12 protein-coding genes and 1 pseudogene are annotated in these 15,159 nt (G+C 64.5%); 1 reads left to right on the forward strand and 12 read right to left on the reverse strand.

Annotation, left to right across the window (positions count from 1 at the left end; translation table 11 throughout):
• Positions 1-15 precede the first annotated feature (15 nt).
• From DCM80_RS17000 to DCM80_RS17035, 8 genes are all read right to left on the reverse strand, one after another.
• Positions 16-1,359 carry a hypothetical protein gene (locus DCM80_RS17000; protein ID WP_257192761.1) on the reverse strand — a complete coding sequence of 448 codons (1,344 nt, stop codon included), beginning with the start codon at positions 1,357-1,359 and terminating at the stop codon, positions 16-18.
• A gap of 384 nt (positions 1,360-1,743) precedes the next feature.
• On the reverse strand, positions 1,744-3,216 hold the full coding sequence (locus DCM80_RS17005; protein ID WP_257192762.1) for an amidase: 1,473 nt from the start codon (positions 3,214-3,216) through the stop codon (positions 1,744-1,746).
• 243 nt (positions 3,217-3,459) lie between these two features.
• Entirely contained in the window at positions 3,460-4,431 is a 972-nt protein-coding gene (gene mbfA / locus DCM80_RS17010) for an iron exporter MbfA (RefSeq protein WP_257176241.1), read from the reverse strand.
• A 67-nt stretch (positions 4,432-4,498) separates the two neighbouring features.
• Positions 4,499-5,647, reverse strand: coding sequence for an alpha/beta hydrolase (locus DCM80_RS17015; protein WP_257192763.1), 1,149 nt, complete (start codon positions 5,645-5,647; stop codon positions 4,499-4,501).
• 148 nt (positions 5,648-5,795) lie between these two features.
• Positions 5,796-6,662 (reverse strand): MBL fold metallo-hydrolase, encoded by an 867-nt coding sequence (locus tag DCM80_RS17020; RefSeq protein ID WP_257192765.1) that lies wholly within the window; start codon positions 6,660-6,662, stop codon positions 5,796-5,798.
• Positions 6,663-6,677: 15 nt separating this feature from the next.
• Positions 6,678-7,289, reverse strand: a complete 612-nt coding sequence (locus tag DCM80_RS17025; protein WP_257192766.1) for a glutathione S-transferase family protein — start codon at positions 7,287-7,289, stop codon at positions 6,678-6,680.
• A gap of 183 nt (positions 7,290-7,472) precedes the next feature.
• Entirely contained in the window at positions 7,473-8,315 is an 843-nt protein-coding gene (locus tag DCM80_RS17030) for a fumarylacetoacetate hydrolase family protein (RefSeq protein WP_257192767.1), read from the reverse strand.
• A 254-nt stretch (positions 8,316-8,569) separates the two neighbouring features.
• On the reverse strand, positions 8,570-9,418 hold the full coding sequence (locus tag DCM80_RS17035) for an MBL fold metallo-hydrolase (protein ID WP_257192768.1): 849 nt from the start codon (positions 9,416-9,418) through the stop codon (positions 8,570-8,572).
• Positions 9,419-9,712: 294 nt separating this feature from the next.
• Here DCM80_RS17035 and DCM80_RS31300 point away from each other — a divergent pair.
• Positions 9,713-9,868 (forward strand): annotated as a pseudogene (locus DCM80_RS31300) (DUF3775 domain-containing protein); the annotation flags it as partial.
• Between the two features lie 249 nt (positions 9,869-10,117).
• Here DCM80_RS31300 and DCM80_RS17045 read toward each other — a convergent pair.
• From DCM80_RS17045 to DCM80_RS17060, 4 genes are all read right to left on the reverse strand, one after another.
• Positions 10,118-10,900, reverse strand: a complete 783-nt coding sequence (locus DCM80_RS17045; protein ID WP_028138631.1) for an SDR family oxidoreductase — start codon at positions 10,898-10,900, stop codon at positions 10,118-10,120.
• Positions 10,901-11,113: 213 nt separating this feature from the next.
• Entirely contained in the window at positions 11,114-11,626 is a 513-nt protein-coding gene (locus DCM80_RS17050; protein WP_257192770.1) for a CvpA family protein, read from the reverse strand.
• A gap of 304 nt (positions 11,627-11,930) precedes the next feature.
• Positions 11,931-13,529 carry a GMC family oxidoreductase gene (locus tag DCM80_RS17055; RefSeq protein ID WP_257192771.1) on the reverse strand — a complete coding sequence of 533 codons (1,599 nt, stop codon included), beginning with the start codon at positions 13,527-13,529 and terminating at the stop codon, positions 11,931-11,933.
• Positions 13,530-13,672: 143 nt separating this feature from the next.
• Positions 13,673-15,049 carry a coniferyl aldehyde dehydrogenase gene (locus DCM80_RS17060; RefSeq protein WP_373569415.1) on the reverse strand — a complete coding sequence of 459 codons (1,377 nt, stop codon included), beginning with the start codon at positions 15,047-15,049 and terminating at the stop codon, positions 13,673-13,675.
• Positions 15,050-15,159: the final 110 nt, after the last annotated feature.

A 15,159-nucleotide genomic window follows, 5' to 3' on the forward strand; every position in this document is an offset into this window, starting at 1 on the left:
TGATGCCGCGCCCGATCAGGCGCGCGACTCCTTTATGAGCAGCAGCGTCATGAGCGCGGCAAGGCCGGCGGCGAGCATATAGGCAGGGGATATGTTCAGGCCGGCACCTGCGAACAGCAAATAGGAGAACAATCCTGCCGTCGACGCAATGAAGCCGAGCCAGGCCAGTTTGGGAAGGCGAAATCCACGTTCGCCCTGGCGGAGATCGAGCGCGAGGTAGAACACCAGGAAGCTGTTGCAGAGCGCCGCCGGCAACAGGCCCATGACGATCTCGCTCTCGAATGCAAGATAGGACAGCACGCCGTCGACCTGGGCAATCACCGCGAACGGCAGATAGCGCAGGTTGATGCAGGCCAGGGCGATGCTCGCAAGCTCGAACGCGTAGAAGTAGCGCTCATGCATCTTCGGAAGCAGGTACGGCATCAGAATGAGCGACGCGCATGCGACGAGCAGGATGAATTCCGGCCCGGTCCGCTTGGACTGTGCGATGAAGATCGATAGGGCAAGCCCGCTCGCTGCCGCGAGCACCAGACCAATGGCGACTCCGACCGTGTAGGGCGTTGCTCCCGCGAACACCCAGACGTTCGCTGCATTCATGGTCAGGTGATGAAATGTGCTGGCTTGGCCGAGATAGACGCCGAGCACGGAGACCAGAGATCGGCCTGCAACGAGAACGGGAATGGCGAGGATCGCATAGGCTCCCGGAATGGCGGCAAGCCACGCCAGGTGAATCTTGCGGCGCAAGATCATGCCGAGCACGAACGGTCCCAGGAATACGCCCTGCGCTTTCACCGAGCAGCCTATTGCGAAATGCAGAACGCCATTTCGGTTGCGCATGAACATCGCCACGGACAGCAGCGTGAAGAAGGTCCAGATCGAATCGGCCTGCCCCCACATCGCTCCATTGAAGAGCACCGTCGGTGCAAGCCAGACCGAGCAGAAGGCCAGGGACGCGCGCAATGGTACCCTTGTCGCTCGCCACACCATCTGCGCGGCGACGATCGCGCAACCGAGCTCGAATATCGCCGAGATTGTCTTCACCAGCGAAAGGGGCCGGCCGAGCCAATCAAAGCCGGTGGCGATCAGCAGGAGGTAGCTGTAGAATGGGGTGTAGTTGGTGAAAGGCTCGGCCAGCGCGCCAATGCCGTGATCCCGAGCAAAGGTGTACCACGGGATCAGGAATTGAACGGCGTCGCTGTTGGTGTGCTCCCGGGCGAGGTATCGAAATGCAAGGCCCGCAAATCCACACGCCAGCATGAGGACGATCGGAATGCGCCATCTCTCGGGCAACGATCGGTCTGCATTGACGCGACGATAGGAATTGCGGAGCGCGCCTATCTCGATTGTGTCATTCGTCACGCAATCATTCCAGGATTCGAGCGGTACGCTTCGCCAGGTTCACGAGCACTTCGAGCTTCGCAGCGCGTTTGTCGCGACGCCCTCGCGGTCGAAGACTCCTGACGGTACTTCGCGGCTTACAGTCTTGACGGGCGAACAATTGCCAGTTGTATAAATCTCAGATGTGCAGTTTGCCCGATGCTTGGGAAAAGATTGTTTGGTTAGCGATTGCTTTACAGATGTTCATCGAATCCCGCCCTGTCATTTCCGGGGCGCGCGGAGCGCGAACCCGGAATCCTGATATTGTCTTCTCCGTCATCGCGAGCGACTTCTCCGCCGTAACTCGAAGAGCGAAGGCGGAGCTGAAGCCGTCCAACCGGAAGAGCTTCTCGCCATGACGGGCGACTAATCGTCGAACATCTTCGGCGGCACGAACCCGCCGAACTCGCGCTCGATCAGCTCGGCGAGCCTGAGCGGCGTGCGGTCTTCCAACCACGGGCCGACGATCTGCACGCCGACAGGCAGGCCGCCCTTCGACAGGCCCAACGGAACGGCCGTCGAAGGCAGGCCGGGCAAGGTCGCAATCCCCGGCCAAGCCAGCTGGTCGGAATAGGGGTAATCCTTGCCGTCGATGCTAATGCGCCGCAGGTTCTGGTCCGGCGAATGGTCATGCGGAAAGGCCGGCGTCGGCATGATCGGGCAGATCACCGCGTCGAAGCTCTTGAACAGCGCGCGCCATTGTGCACGCAGCCCGGCGCGGGCGCCGGCGTCGAGTACCCAGGCGCGGTGGCTTGCGGTGATGCCGCGCAGTCGCTCCGCACCGAGGCTGCGATCCTCGGGCGAAAGCTGGCTCGCCCGTGCCTGCGCATCCGCAAGCTCTTCGGGCGGGAAGAAGGCGCCGAGAAAGCTCATGAGCATGCGCATGTAGAGCCGCGATGCCTCCGTGAAGTCCGGGAGCTGGCCGCTCTCGCGTGCGATCTTCGTGCCGGCCTTCGCCAGATCAGTTGCGAGCCTGTCGATCGCGCCGCGGACGTCCCCGTCGGTCGGCAACAGCGGGTGGCTGTCGATCACCAGGACGCGAAAGTCGCGCAACGAATGATGCCGTGCAGCGGGCAGGTCGAGCTTGTAGGCGACACCGGCGTCCAGCGGTTCCGGCCCGGCCATGACGTCGAGCAGCAGGGTAAGATCAGCCGCCGTTCGCGCCATCGGCCCGATGACGGCGAGGTCGCCCTCGCGCGGAATCGCCGGAAATGGCGGCGGGGTCTCACCGCGCGACGGACAGAGATTGAGAGTCGGCTTGTGCGCGAAGATGCCGCAATGAAACGCCGGCACCCGCAGCGAGCCGCCGATGTCGGAGCCGGTGGCGAGCGCGCAATAACCTGCGGCGAGGGCTGCCGACGATCCTCCGGACGATCCACCCGGGGTGCGGCCGAGATCATAGGGGTTGTTCGTGGTGCCGTAGATGTCGTTGTAGCTCTGCCAGTCGCCGAGGCCTACCGGCACGTTGGTCTTGCCGAGGATCACGCCGCCAGCCTGTTTGATGCGTGCGACCGGCAACGCGTCTTCGGCAGGCTTGAAATTCCTCTGCGGCGGGAATCCCCAGGTCGTCGGCAGGCCGGCGATGTTGAAGGATTCCTTCACCGTCACGGGCAGGCCGAGCAGCGGCTTGCGCTCACCGCGTGCCAGGGCGTCGTCCGCCTCGCGCGCGGCACCGAGAGCGCGATCGAAATCCCGGACGCAGATCGCGTTGATCTTGCCGTCGTGCCGCTCGATACGGGCGATCGCGTCCTGGGTGAGTTCGACCGCGGAGACCTTCTTCGCGCTCAATGCGGCCGACAGCTCGACCGCGCTCTTGAAACTCCATTCCGATTTGGCCACCGCGCGTCTCCTGTTCCGGTTGTTGAAGGATGGTGCGCAGTTTGGCCGGATCTCGCAACGGCTGTTTGATGGAGATTGCCATGCCGGCTGCTGGTTATCGGGCAGATCCAACGACAGAGTCGGTGTCATCGCCCGGCTTGACCGGGCGATCCAGTACTCCGTGACAGCAGTGATAGCGTCGATGGGCCGCGGCGTACTGGATCGCCCGCCTTCGCGGGCGATGACAGGGGAATGTGAGGCGGCTTACGCCGCCCCGATCAATATCCCGACCGCGAGCACGATGGCGCCGCCGAGCACGATCTGGAACACGGCCTGGAGGAACGGCGTATCCATGTAGCGCGAGCGGATGAAGGCGATCGCCCACAATTCGAAGAACACCACGACGCAGGCGATCGCCGTTGCGATCCAGAACGCGTTGGCCCAAGTGTCGGGCACCAGATAGGGCGCGGTGTGGCCGAGCCCGCCGAGCGTGGTCATCGCGCCGCAGGTGACGCCGCGCAGCCAGGGCGAGCCGCGCCCCGTCAGCGAGCCGTCGTCGGACAGCGCTTCCGCAAAGCCCATGCTGATGCCGGCACCGATCGAGGCGGCAAGGCCGACGAGAAACGTCTGCCAGTTCTGGTGGGTGGCGAAGGCGGCCGCGAACAGCGGCGCCAGCGTCGAGACCGAGCCGTCCATCAGGCCGGCAAGGCCGGGCTGGACATATTGCAGCACGAACATGCGGCGGTTGGTGCGATCCTCCTCGGCGCGGACGTCGGAACTCAGGATCTCCCCGGTCAACTTGGCGGCGGTCTCCTCGTGACCTTTCTCGGCTTCGGCGAGGTCGCCGAGCAGGCGGCGCACGCCGACGTCCTGGGCCTGTTCGGCGGCCTTCACGTAGAAGCGCTCCGCCTGCATCTCCATGGTCTCGACTTCCCTGCGGATGGCATCGAGCGACAGGTTCTTGGTGAGCCAGACCGGACGGCGACGCAGGAACCCCTTGACGTCCTCGCGGCGGATTGGCGGCAGATGCGGGCCGAAGCGTTGCTCGTACAATTCCAGCAACATGTGCCGGTGGCCGCGCTCCTCCTCGGCCATCTGCTCGAACAATTTCGCCGAGTCCGGATAGCGCTCCTTCAAGTCCTCGGCGAAAGTCATGTAGATGCGGCTATCCTCCTCCTCGGAGGAGATCGCGACCGCCAGCACCTCGCGCTCGGTCAGATCGGCAAAATTCTTCACGGCGGCCCTGTCATCTCAGTTTAGAATTATTCTAAACTATATAGGAGGCCGCTGTTCCCAGGTCAAATCAGGCCGTGCGCGCTCTTGCGAGGAAGTCGAGCAGCAGTCGGTTAACTTCGGCCGGTTGCTCCTGCTGCACCCAATGGCCGGCGCCGTCGACGAGATGGCAGCCGAGCATGTTCGTGCAAGCGCGCGCCTGCATCGCCTCGAACACGCCGGGGCGCTGGTAAGTGCCCCAATCCTGCCTGCCCGAGATGAAGCACGAGGGCACGTCGATACTGCGGCCAGAGAACAATTGCATCTCATTGTTCAACATGCCTGAGGTGCCGTAGCGATACCATTGCAGCCCGCCCTGGAATCCGGTGCGGCCATATTCGGCGCTGTAATAGGCGAGCTCGCTGTCCGGCAGCCATTGGTTGGCGGCGATCGCCGCGGGCGAGGGCATCTCCTTCGCGACGGTTTCCGCCATGGTCTCGTCGGCGTCCATCACGTAGTAGGTCGGCAGCTTCGCAAGCTCACCTGCCGACCACGACTCGAGCGGGTAGGGCTTGTTGCCGGTCCAGTCCGCGCTCTTGTGATGGTAATAGGCGCGCAGGAAATCGTGCACGCCCTGTGGCGCGCGGAGCATGTCGGCGTTGGCCTCGCGCGTCGAATAGTACCATTGATAGTGCTTGCGCGGACGCGGCTGCGCGGCGAGCTCGCGATGCACGGGGTCTTCGACTGGAGGCTTTGCGTGAGCATCAACCGTGTTGAATGGCAGCGGCGGCGCTCCGCCGAACGGCGCGCTCATCAGCGTCACCGAACGAAACACGTCGGGCCTGATCAGCGCGCACCAGGCCGCGACCGGGCTGCCGAAATCATGTCCGACCACATCGACCTGCCGGTAGCCGAACGCCGACACCAGAGCGAGCGCATCGCGCACCAGGTTGAGCAGCGAGAACGGCGCAAGATCGCCGTCGTAATCCGCGCTCCAGCCCATGGTGCGGCCATAGCCGCGCTGGTCCGGCGCGATGACGTGATAGCCGGCCGCGGCGAGCGCCGGCATCACCTTGCGCCAGGAGAACGCTAGTTCAGGAAAACCGTGCAGCAGGAGAATGCAAGGACGCCCCCTGGTCTCGAAGCCGGCTTCGAGCACGTGCATGCGCAAGCCGTTGATGTTGTCGATGGCGCGCGAGCGAATGCCGGCGGGGAGGGGAATGTCAGGGAGTGTTGTCATGATATTCTCCACACGAGCAGTATCGTAGGGTGGGCAAAGGCGCAAAGCGCCGTGCCCACCATTTCTCATAATGCACGGAATCGTGGGCACGCTTCCGCCTTCGCTCTTCGAGCTACGGCGGAAGCTTTACCCACCCTACGGCATCTCGCTAAACCGACTCACACACGAACGCGTTGCCCTTGCGCCGAATCTTCCCCACCGACGGCGAGGGAAAATGCGCGGTGCAGCACAGCGTGTCGGTGTCGCAATAGCGCTCCAGAAAGCCCCGGCGCGTCGTTGCCGCCTTGGCCGGATCGACGTCGAACTTGATCGACAGCTCCGGATAGAGCGTCTGCAGCGGCGAGTGCATGAGATCGCCGGAGAACACCGCATCGTCCTTGCCGCGCCCCATCGTGATCGCGATATGGCCGGGCGTGTGGCCCGGCGTCGGCAGGATGCGAACGTGATCGCCGATCTCGTGGTCGTTGCCGACCAGCTCGTGCCTGTTGGCCGCGACCACCGGCAGCACGCTGTCGGCGAAGGGTGGGACTTCCGCCTTCGCGTTCTGCGCGGACCAATGGTCGAATTCCTGCTTGGCGAAGACATAGCGTGCCTTCGGGAAGGTCGGTACCCAGCGGCCGTTCTCCAGCCGCGTATTCCAGCCGACGTGGTCGACATGGAGATGTGTGCACATCACGACGTCGATGTCGTCAGGCGAGAACCCGGCGGCACCCAGCGCCCGCAAATAGGTGTCGTCCGTCTTCATGTTCCATTTCGGCCGCGGCCGCGGCTTGTCGTTGCCGATGCAGCTGTCGACCAAAACGGTGTGATGCGGTGTCTTCACCACGTAGGACTGGAAGCACAGCAGCAGAACATCCTGTTCGTCCAGCGCCCTGGCTTCGCGCATCCAGGCCCGGTTCTCGGCCAGCACCTCCGCCGTCAATCCCGGCTGCATCTCCAGCGCCGGGACGAACGAGGTCTCCTGCTCGACGATGCGATGGATGGTGAGATCGCCGACTGAGAACTTCAGGCTCATGAGAACTCCCAAGATTTACGCGGCCGGCGGCACGGAGATCTTCACGGAAGGTCGCTCCAGCATCTTCTGGTGGAAAGCGTCGAGCTTCGGATAGGCCTTGCGCCAGCCGCAATCGGCGAAGCGGAAATCGGCATAACCGAGCACGCAGACGAGACCGATCTGCGAGATATCGAACGGGCCGTTCAGCACCTCCGGCATGTTCTCGAAGCGCGCCATGCCGGTCCAGGCCCGGTTCCAATGATCGTCCGACCAGGCCTGCCATTGCAGGCCCTGCGGCCGCACCATCTTCTCGTAGCGGCACAGCAGCATGGAATCGAGCATGCCGTTGATCAGGGAGTGATTGGTCTTGGCCTTCCAGCGCCGCGGACCGTAATCCGGGATCAGGCTGCCGCCGGCCATCTCGTTGAGATATTCGACGATGACGTAGGAGTCCAAGATGACGTCGCCGTCATTGGTGATCAGCACCGGCAGCTTCTTCAGCGGCGTGATCTTCGAATAATCCTCGTTGGCCGTGCCCGGCGCCACGCTCGCGGGCGTGAATTCGATCTTGTCGATCAGCCCGAGCTCGATCGCGGCGATGCGGACCTTGCGGGCGAAGGGCGAGGCGGGGGAGAAGGTGAGCTTCATGGGAAATACCTCTATCCAGACACACAGTCCTCATCCCGAGGAGCGCGCCCCCTGGCGCGCGTCTCGAAGGATGGACAACGAGGGATGGTCTCTCGTCACCCGGCGCGAACGTCGGGCAACCGTGCTTGTGGCGCATCCTTCGAGACGCGCGCGTTGCGCGCTCCTCAGGATGAGGGCGGAGGCTTACGCCGCGATGATCTCCTGCCTCTGCTCGCCGAGGCCCTCGATGCCGAGCGTGACGACGTCGCCGACATTGAGGAAGGTCGGCGGCTTCATGCCGAGGCCGACGCCGGGCGGGGTGCCGGTCGTGATGACGTCGCCGGGCAGCAGCGTCATGAACTGCGAGACGTAGGAGATGCACTTGGCCATGGAGAAGATCATGGTCTTGGTCGAGCCGGTCTGGCGGCGTTGGCCGTTGACATCCAGCCACATCGACAGATTCTGCACGTCCTTGATCTCGTCCTTGGTCGCGAGCCACGGTCCGAGCGGGCCGAACGTGTCGTGCGACTTGCCCTTGGTCCACTGGCCCAGGCGCTCGATCTGGAAGGCGCGCTCGGAGACGTCGTTGCAGACGCAATAGCCGGCGACATGGTTCAGCGCGTCGGCTTCCGAGACGTATTTGGCGCGGGTGCCGATGATGGCGGCGATCTCGACCTCCCAGTCGAGCTTGGTCGAGCCGCGCGGCTTCTCGACCGGATCGTTCGGGCCGGACAACGAGGTGTTGGCCTTCATGAAGATGATCGGCTCGCTCGGGATGTCGGCGCCGGTCTCCTTGGCATGGTCGGAATAGTTGAGGCCGATCGCGACGAATTTCGAGATGCCGGTTACTGGCGCGCCGAACCGCGGCTTGCCGGAGATTGCGGGCAGCGAGGCGGGATCGAGGCCTGCCAGCTTCTTCAGGCTCTCCGGCGAATAGGCCTCACCCGTGAGGTCCTTCACATGCGCGGAGAGGTCGCGCAACTGGCCGGATTTGTCGATCAGGCCGGGCTTTTCCGCACCCTTCTCGCCGTAACGAACAAGCTTCATTCTCGTTTCTCCCTGGAGATTGGACCGATCGGTTAATAGCTTCATGGAACAGGGCGGCTGGAAATTCAACCGCCGAAAGGCGGCGCATTGCAGGCTTCTGGATTCGGTGGGCGCGATCGTGTCCCGGACGCGGTGCAGCGTGAAACGCTGCTCCGCGGAGCCGGGACCCGGATCACGTTCGCCGCAAGCGCGCAGCATGGGCCCCGGCTTGGCAGCGCATCACTTCGTGCTGCGCAGCATCCGGGGCACGAGACCTAGCCCAGCGCCACGAACCGGAATGCGTCTCCGTCTCGCCTGATGCGGCCGGCCGCGAAATGGCCGCCGATCACCAATGTCGGCGTGTCGGCAAAGCGGCCGAACAGCGCTGCCCTCGTTTCGGCCGATTGCGCCTGGTCGGAATCCGCGGTCGAGGACCAGTCGAGATGCGCCATCTGGCAGGGGTGATGGGCGACGTCGCCGGTGAGCAGGCCCTGTTCGCCGTCCGACGTGATCAGGATGCTCATATGGCCGGGACTGTGCCCCGGGGTCGGGATCATGCTGATCTCCTCGCAGAGCCGGTGGTCGCTTGCGATCAGATCGGCCCGGCCGGCATCGACGATCGGCTGCACGGAATCGTTGAACACCGCCGCCTTGTCCGGCTCGGTGGAGTGGTCGCGCCAGTGCTCGTATTCGGTCTTGCCGAACACATAGCGCGCGTTTGCAAAGGCCGGCACCCATTTGCCGTCCACCAGCTTCGTATTCCAGCCGACGTGGTCGACGTGAAGATGCGTGCACAGCACGGTATCGATGCTCTCAGGCGCAAAGCCGGCCGCGCTCATCGTCTCCAGGAACGGCGTGCTGCGGTTGTTCCAGGTCGGGACGTTGCGGCCCTGCTTGTCGTTGCCGAGCCCGGTATCGACCACGATGCGGCGCGAAGGCGTCTCCACCACCAGCGAATGGATCGACATCTTCAGCCGGCCTTCGTCGGTGGCAAAATGCGGGATCAGCCAGGGCAGCTTCTGGATCTCCTCGTTGGTCGCGAGCGGCAGGATGAAGCGGGTCGAGCCGACCGTCTCCAATTCCACCACCTTGGTGATCTTCACCCGACCGACCTTCCATTGCATCCGGCACCTCCCCATGGTCTTGTTTTGGTGCCGAAACATGCGCCGTTTCCGCCATGATGCGCAATGGATCATCTGACGCGATGCGGCGTTATCGCCGGAACCGGAGGAGGAGCCATGCCAGAGCTTGCAATATCGGCTGACAAAGTCGCCTTCATCATCGAGAAGGCGCGCGAATTCGACGTCAAGGAGGGCGATTCTGATCCGGATTCCGGCTCGAATCCGAGCGATGACGATGCGCTCGACGTTCTCGAGGACGACGGCTCCGATCCCGTCGTCCAGGAACTCGGCAGCTTCATGATCGCCTTGAACGAGGACGAGCAGCTCGATCTCGTCGCGTTGACTTGGCTCGGTCGCGGCGACGGCACGATCGATGATTGGGACGATCTGCGCGCCCGCGCGGCGGAGGCTCGCACCGAATATCGCAGCCCGCGCCGCGAAACGGTGCATTATCTGCTCGGCGAGCCCATGCTCGGCGACCTGCTCGCCGACGGGCTCGATGCATTCGGCATCGACTGGACCGACGAGCGCACGACGGCCGATTCCTCCGGCCCCAGCCAGCAGGACGAGGACGAGCCGACCAAACAGCGGTGAGTTCTTACGCGCGGACCAGCCTCGCCAACAACTGCCAGCGAACGACCATCATGGCCGGGACAAGCCCGGCCATGACGACGTGGATGCTTCGGCGTCCTACAACGCCAACTACAGCGTCCCCGGGAACGCGCCGCCATCGAGCAGGATGTTCTGCCCGGTGATGAAGCCGGCCTTGGCGCCGCACAGGAAGGCGCAGGCATAGCCGAACTCGTCGGGCTGGCCGAAGCGGCCGGCGGGATTGAGCTTGGCGCGCTCGGCCAGAATCTGCTGCGGCGTGACGCCACGCTTGTCGGCTTCGCCCTTCGCAGTGCTGGTCAGGCGGTCGGTCTCGAACGGGCCCGGCAACAGGCCGTTGATGGTGACGTTGTTGATCACGGTCTTGCGCGACAGGCCGGCGATGAAGCCGGTGAGGCCGGCGCGCGCGCCGTTGGAGAGGCCGAGGATGTCGATCGGCGCCTTCACTGCGGCCGAGGTGATGTTGACGATGCGGCCGAACTTGCGCGCCATCATGCCGTCCACGGTCGCCTTGATCAGCTCGATCGGGGTCAGCATGTTGGCGTCGATCGCCTTGATCCAGTCGTCGCGGGTCCAGTTGCGGAAATCGCCGGGCGGCGGGCCGCCGGCATTGTTGATCAGGATGTCGGGCTCCGGGCATGCCTTCAGCACGGCTTCGCGGCCAGCCGGCGTCGTGATGTCGCCGACGATCTCGGTCACCGTGACCTCGGGATAGGCCTTGCGGATCTCGTCGGCCGTCTTCTTCAGCGCCTCGGCGCCGCGCGCGGTCAGCGTGACGTGAACGCCGGCGTCCGCCAGCGAGATGGCGCAGGCACGGCCGAGGCCCTTGCTGGATGCGCAGACAATGGCGCGGCGGCCTTTGATCCCAAGATCCACTGTTTCACTCCCGTAAATGTCAGGCAGGTTTTGGATAGCGGACACTTTAGCCAATCGTGGCGCCGCTGATAAGGCATGGGCTCGCACCAAAATGCATGCGCCCGGCGCCAGCGATGCAAATGCGCCGACCGAGCATGATCCGGAAAAGTGTGTGACGATTTTCCGAAAAGATCATGCTCAAAGAAATGATCTGGAGCGCGATTATATCGCGCTCTAGATCCGCCGCTCCTGCTTGAGGCGGTCGATCGCGGAGGCCGCTTCCGGCGGCAGCGATTTGAAGCCCATCTGCCCCGCCATCGAGAATAGCGGCCGCAGATGCGAGCCGGCCAGAAACGGCGGCTGGCGATTGGTCGGCACGAGCTGGTCGAACACCAGGACCAAAGTGGTGGCGACGAGACCGACCCTGACGGCGCCGAGCGCGGCGCCGCCGAGCCGGTCGCCGATGCCGGCCTCGCCGATGGTGTCGTTCAGCGCGATGCGGCCGATATGCCCGAACAGCATGCCGACCACGACGAAGATGCCGAAGAACCAGATCCAGTTCTGCAGCATCGGCGAATTCGGGTTACCTGCGATCTGCGGCGCGATCAGCGGCATCAGCGCGACCGCGATCGGCGCGGCGAGGAGATAGGCGAGGATGGTCATGGCGCTGCGTAAGAGGCCGGTCCTGAAACCGAAGCCGACCGCGACGGCGAGCGCGGCGTAGACGGCGAGATCGAAACTGTTCATGCGCGCAACCCTGCCTTGACGGAGCAAGTGAACGCAAGTCCGATCATTCCGGTTTCAGATCGTTAAAATCGTCTGCATTTTTGGCGAGCGCTACGCGCAGGAACCCGCCGCGCTGCAAATGAACTTCACTCCGCTGTCGTCCCGGACAAGCGCGCCCTCAGTCGCGCGCAGATCCGGGACCCAACCACAGGACGTGATTTGACGAAGACTCGGAGTTGCCATCGCGTCCCACACTTCTCCCTGTGGTTATGGGTCCCCGCGTGCGCGGGAACGACAGCGGAAGATGACGCGGCGGCATCGTCTCTCAACTCGTCCGCATCTCTGCCCGGATCATATCCGCCGCCTTCTCCCCGATCATGATGGTCGGTGCATTGGTGTTGCCGCCGATCAGGGTCGGCATGATCGAGGCATCGACGACGCGCAATCGCTCGACGCCGTGCACCTTCAGCGCGGGATCGACCACGGCCATCGCATCCGTCCCCATCTTGCAGGTGCCGACGGGGTGATAGACGGTGTCGACGCGCTCGCGCAGGATGGCGCGGATGTCGTCGTCGGTCTTCACGTTCGCCGTGAACATGTCCTGCTTCTGCAGCGCGCGCAGCGCCGGCGTCTCCATCAGCCGCCGCGTGGCCTTGAAGCCCGCGACCAGGGTCTCCAGATCGTCGTCCTCGCCGAGAAAGTTCGGATCGATCATCGGCGCCGCGAGCGGGTCGGCGCTTTTCAGCCAGACGCTGCCGCGGCTCTTCGGCCTGAGCAGGCAGACATGGCATGAGAAACCCGCCTGCTTGTGCTTCTTGCGGCCATGGTCGTCGAGCATCGCGATGACGAAGTGGAGCTGGATGTCCGGTATGTCGAGGTCGGGCCGCGTCTTCAGGAAGCCGCCGCACTCGGCGAAATTGGTCGTCATCAGGCCGCGCCGCTCGCGGCGGTATTGCTGGATGCCGCGGAGCAGGGACGGCAGCCGGCCGAGCGAAGCGTGAACGAAATGCGGATAGTCGGAGGCGTAGACGAACACGAAATCCGGATGGTCCTGCAGATTGCGCCCGACGCCCGGCAGATGATGCACGACGCCGATGCCGTGCGCACGGAGCGAATCGCCGTCGCCGACACCCGACAGCATCAGCAATTGCGGGGACTGGAAGGCGCCGGAGGCGAGGATCACCTCGCGGCGGGCGCGCAGCTGCTTTGTCTGCCTGCCCTGCACATATTCGATGCCGACCGCGCGGTTGCCTTCGAACAGGATCTTCGTGGCGTGCGCGCCGGTCTCGACGCGCAGATTGGCGCGCTTGCCCATGTGGGGTTGCACATAGGCGCGCGCCGCGCTCCAGCGCTCGCCGTTGTGCTGCGTCGCCTGGTAGCTGCCGAGGCCTTCCTGGTCCTCGCCGTTGAAGTCCTCGCGGATGCGAAACTGCGCCTCGCGCGCGGCCTGATGGAAGACCTCGTGGATCGGATTGTCCGAGCGCAGCCTGTTGACATGCAGCGGGCCGCCCTTGCCGTGATACTCGCCGTCGAAGTCGGAATTGTCCTCCGAGCGCTTGAAATAGGGCAGCACGTCGGCATACGACCAGCCGGCATTGCCGAGCGAGGCCCAATGGTCGTAGTCCCGCTTGTGGCCGCGGATGTAGACCATGGCGTTAATCGCCGAGGAGCCGCCGAGGCCCTTGCCGCGCGGCTGATATCCGATGCGGCCGTTCAATCCCTTCTGCGGAACGGTATCGAAAGCCCAGTTGGCTGGGCTGTATGGCAGGGCGAGCCCGAACGGCGTGGTGATCCGCCAGCTGTCGTTGCGTCCGCCGGCATCGAGCAGCGCGACGGATGTCCCCGAATCCTCCGACAGCCGCCCCGCGACGGTGCAGCCGCCCGAGCCCGCGCCCACGACGATGAAATCGAATGTGTCAGTCACTTGTTTCCCCCTGTCTCTCGTCATTCCGGGGCGCGCGGAGCGCGAGCCCGGAATCCATTGATCCGCATGACGTGCTGCGAAATGGATTCTCAGGTGCGCAATTGCGCACCATAGTTCGCTTCGCGCCCCGGAATGACTGATACCTACGACATGAACCGCATCAGCTTCTCCAGCCGCGCGATCTTGCCGCCATAAGGCGGATAGAGGTCGGCGAGGCGGTTGAACTTGGAGCGATAGAACACCGGCTTCAGCTTGCTGAAGGTGCGAAAGCCCCATTCGCCGTGATAGGCCCCGGTGCCGGATGCGCCGACGCCGCCCATCGGCTGATTGATCTGGGTGAAGTGGAACAGGCAGTCGTTGATGGTGACGCCGCCGGAGACGGTGCGCGCCAGCACCTCGTCGCGCGCGGCCCCGTCCTTGCCGAACCAGTACAGCGCCAGCGGCCGGTCGCGATGGTTGATGAAGGCGATGGCATCGGCCGGATTGCGGGTGCCAAGCAGCGGCAGCACCGGCCCGAAAATCTCCTCCTGCATCACCGCCATCGCTGCGGTCGCGCCGACGATCAGCGTCGGCGGGAATTTGCGGTGCGCCTTCCAGTTCGGATCGTCCGCCGTGGCCGGCTGCAGGATTTTTGCGCCGTGCTGCGCCGCATCGGCGACCAGGCTTTCGAGCCGCGCATAATGCCGGTCCGAGATGATCGAGGTGTAGTCCTTGTTGGAAGGATCGGTGCCGAACATCCGCCGCATCTGGGCCCGCACCTTCTCGGCAAAGGCCTGCAGCGATGGCTCCGGCACCAGCACGTAATCCGGCGCGATGCAGGTCTGTCCCGCATTGAGCAGCTTGCCGTAGGCGATGCGCTCGGCCGCTTCATCGAGGTCGGCCGAGGCGTCGATGATCGCCGGCGACTTGCCGCCGAGCTCGAGCGTGACAGGCGTCAGGTTGCGCCCCGCGGCCTCCGCGACCAGCCGCCCGACCCGGGTCGAGCCGGTGAAGACGAGATGATCGAACGGCAGGCGCGCAAAGCCTTGCGCGATTTCGCCCTCGATGCCGGTGACGAGCAACTCGGTCGCATCGAACCTCGCGGCGATCGTCTGCTTCAGCAGGGCTGCGAAGTGCGGCGTCAGCTCGCTCGGCTTGATCAGCACGCGGTTGCCGGCGGCGAGCGCGCCGATCGCGGGCGCGAGCGTGAGCTGGAGCGGATAATTCCAGGGCGCGATGATGCCGACGACGCCGAGCGGCTGCGGCATCAGCCGGTTGCGGGCGGGGAGGAATTGCAGCGCGGTCGCGACCCGCTGCGGCGCCATCCAGGCCTTCAGGTGCTTGGTGGCGTGCCGGATCTCGGAGAACAGCAGCATGGTCTCGGCGATGGTCGTCTCGACCGCCGAGCGGTGGCCGAAATCGGCCGAGATCGCCTGCCGGAAGCGCTCCTCGTTGTCGGCGACGACGGCGCGCAGCCGCGCCAGCCGGTCGAGCCGCTCGGCAAGGCCGGGCGCGGCCTCGTCCCGCGACCGCGCGACCATGGCGTGGAAGGCCTCTTCCAGAGCCCGCAGCGGGGCGCTCGTCAGGGATTTGTCCACGGCGTTCCTCCCTTCAGCTGCGTTTCAGCTGAATCTTGTTGCCGCAAGCTGTC

It is taken from the genome of Bradyrhizobium sp. WBOS08 (genome assembly GCF_024585125.1).
Taxonomy (GTDB): Bacteria; Pseudomonadota; Alphaproteobacteria; order Rhizobiales; family Xanthobacteraceae; genus Bradyrhizobium; species Bradyrhizobium japonicum_B.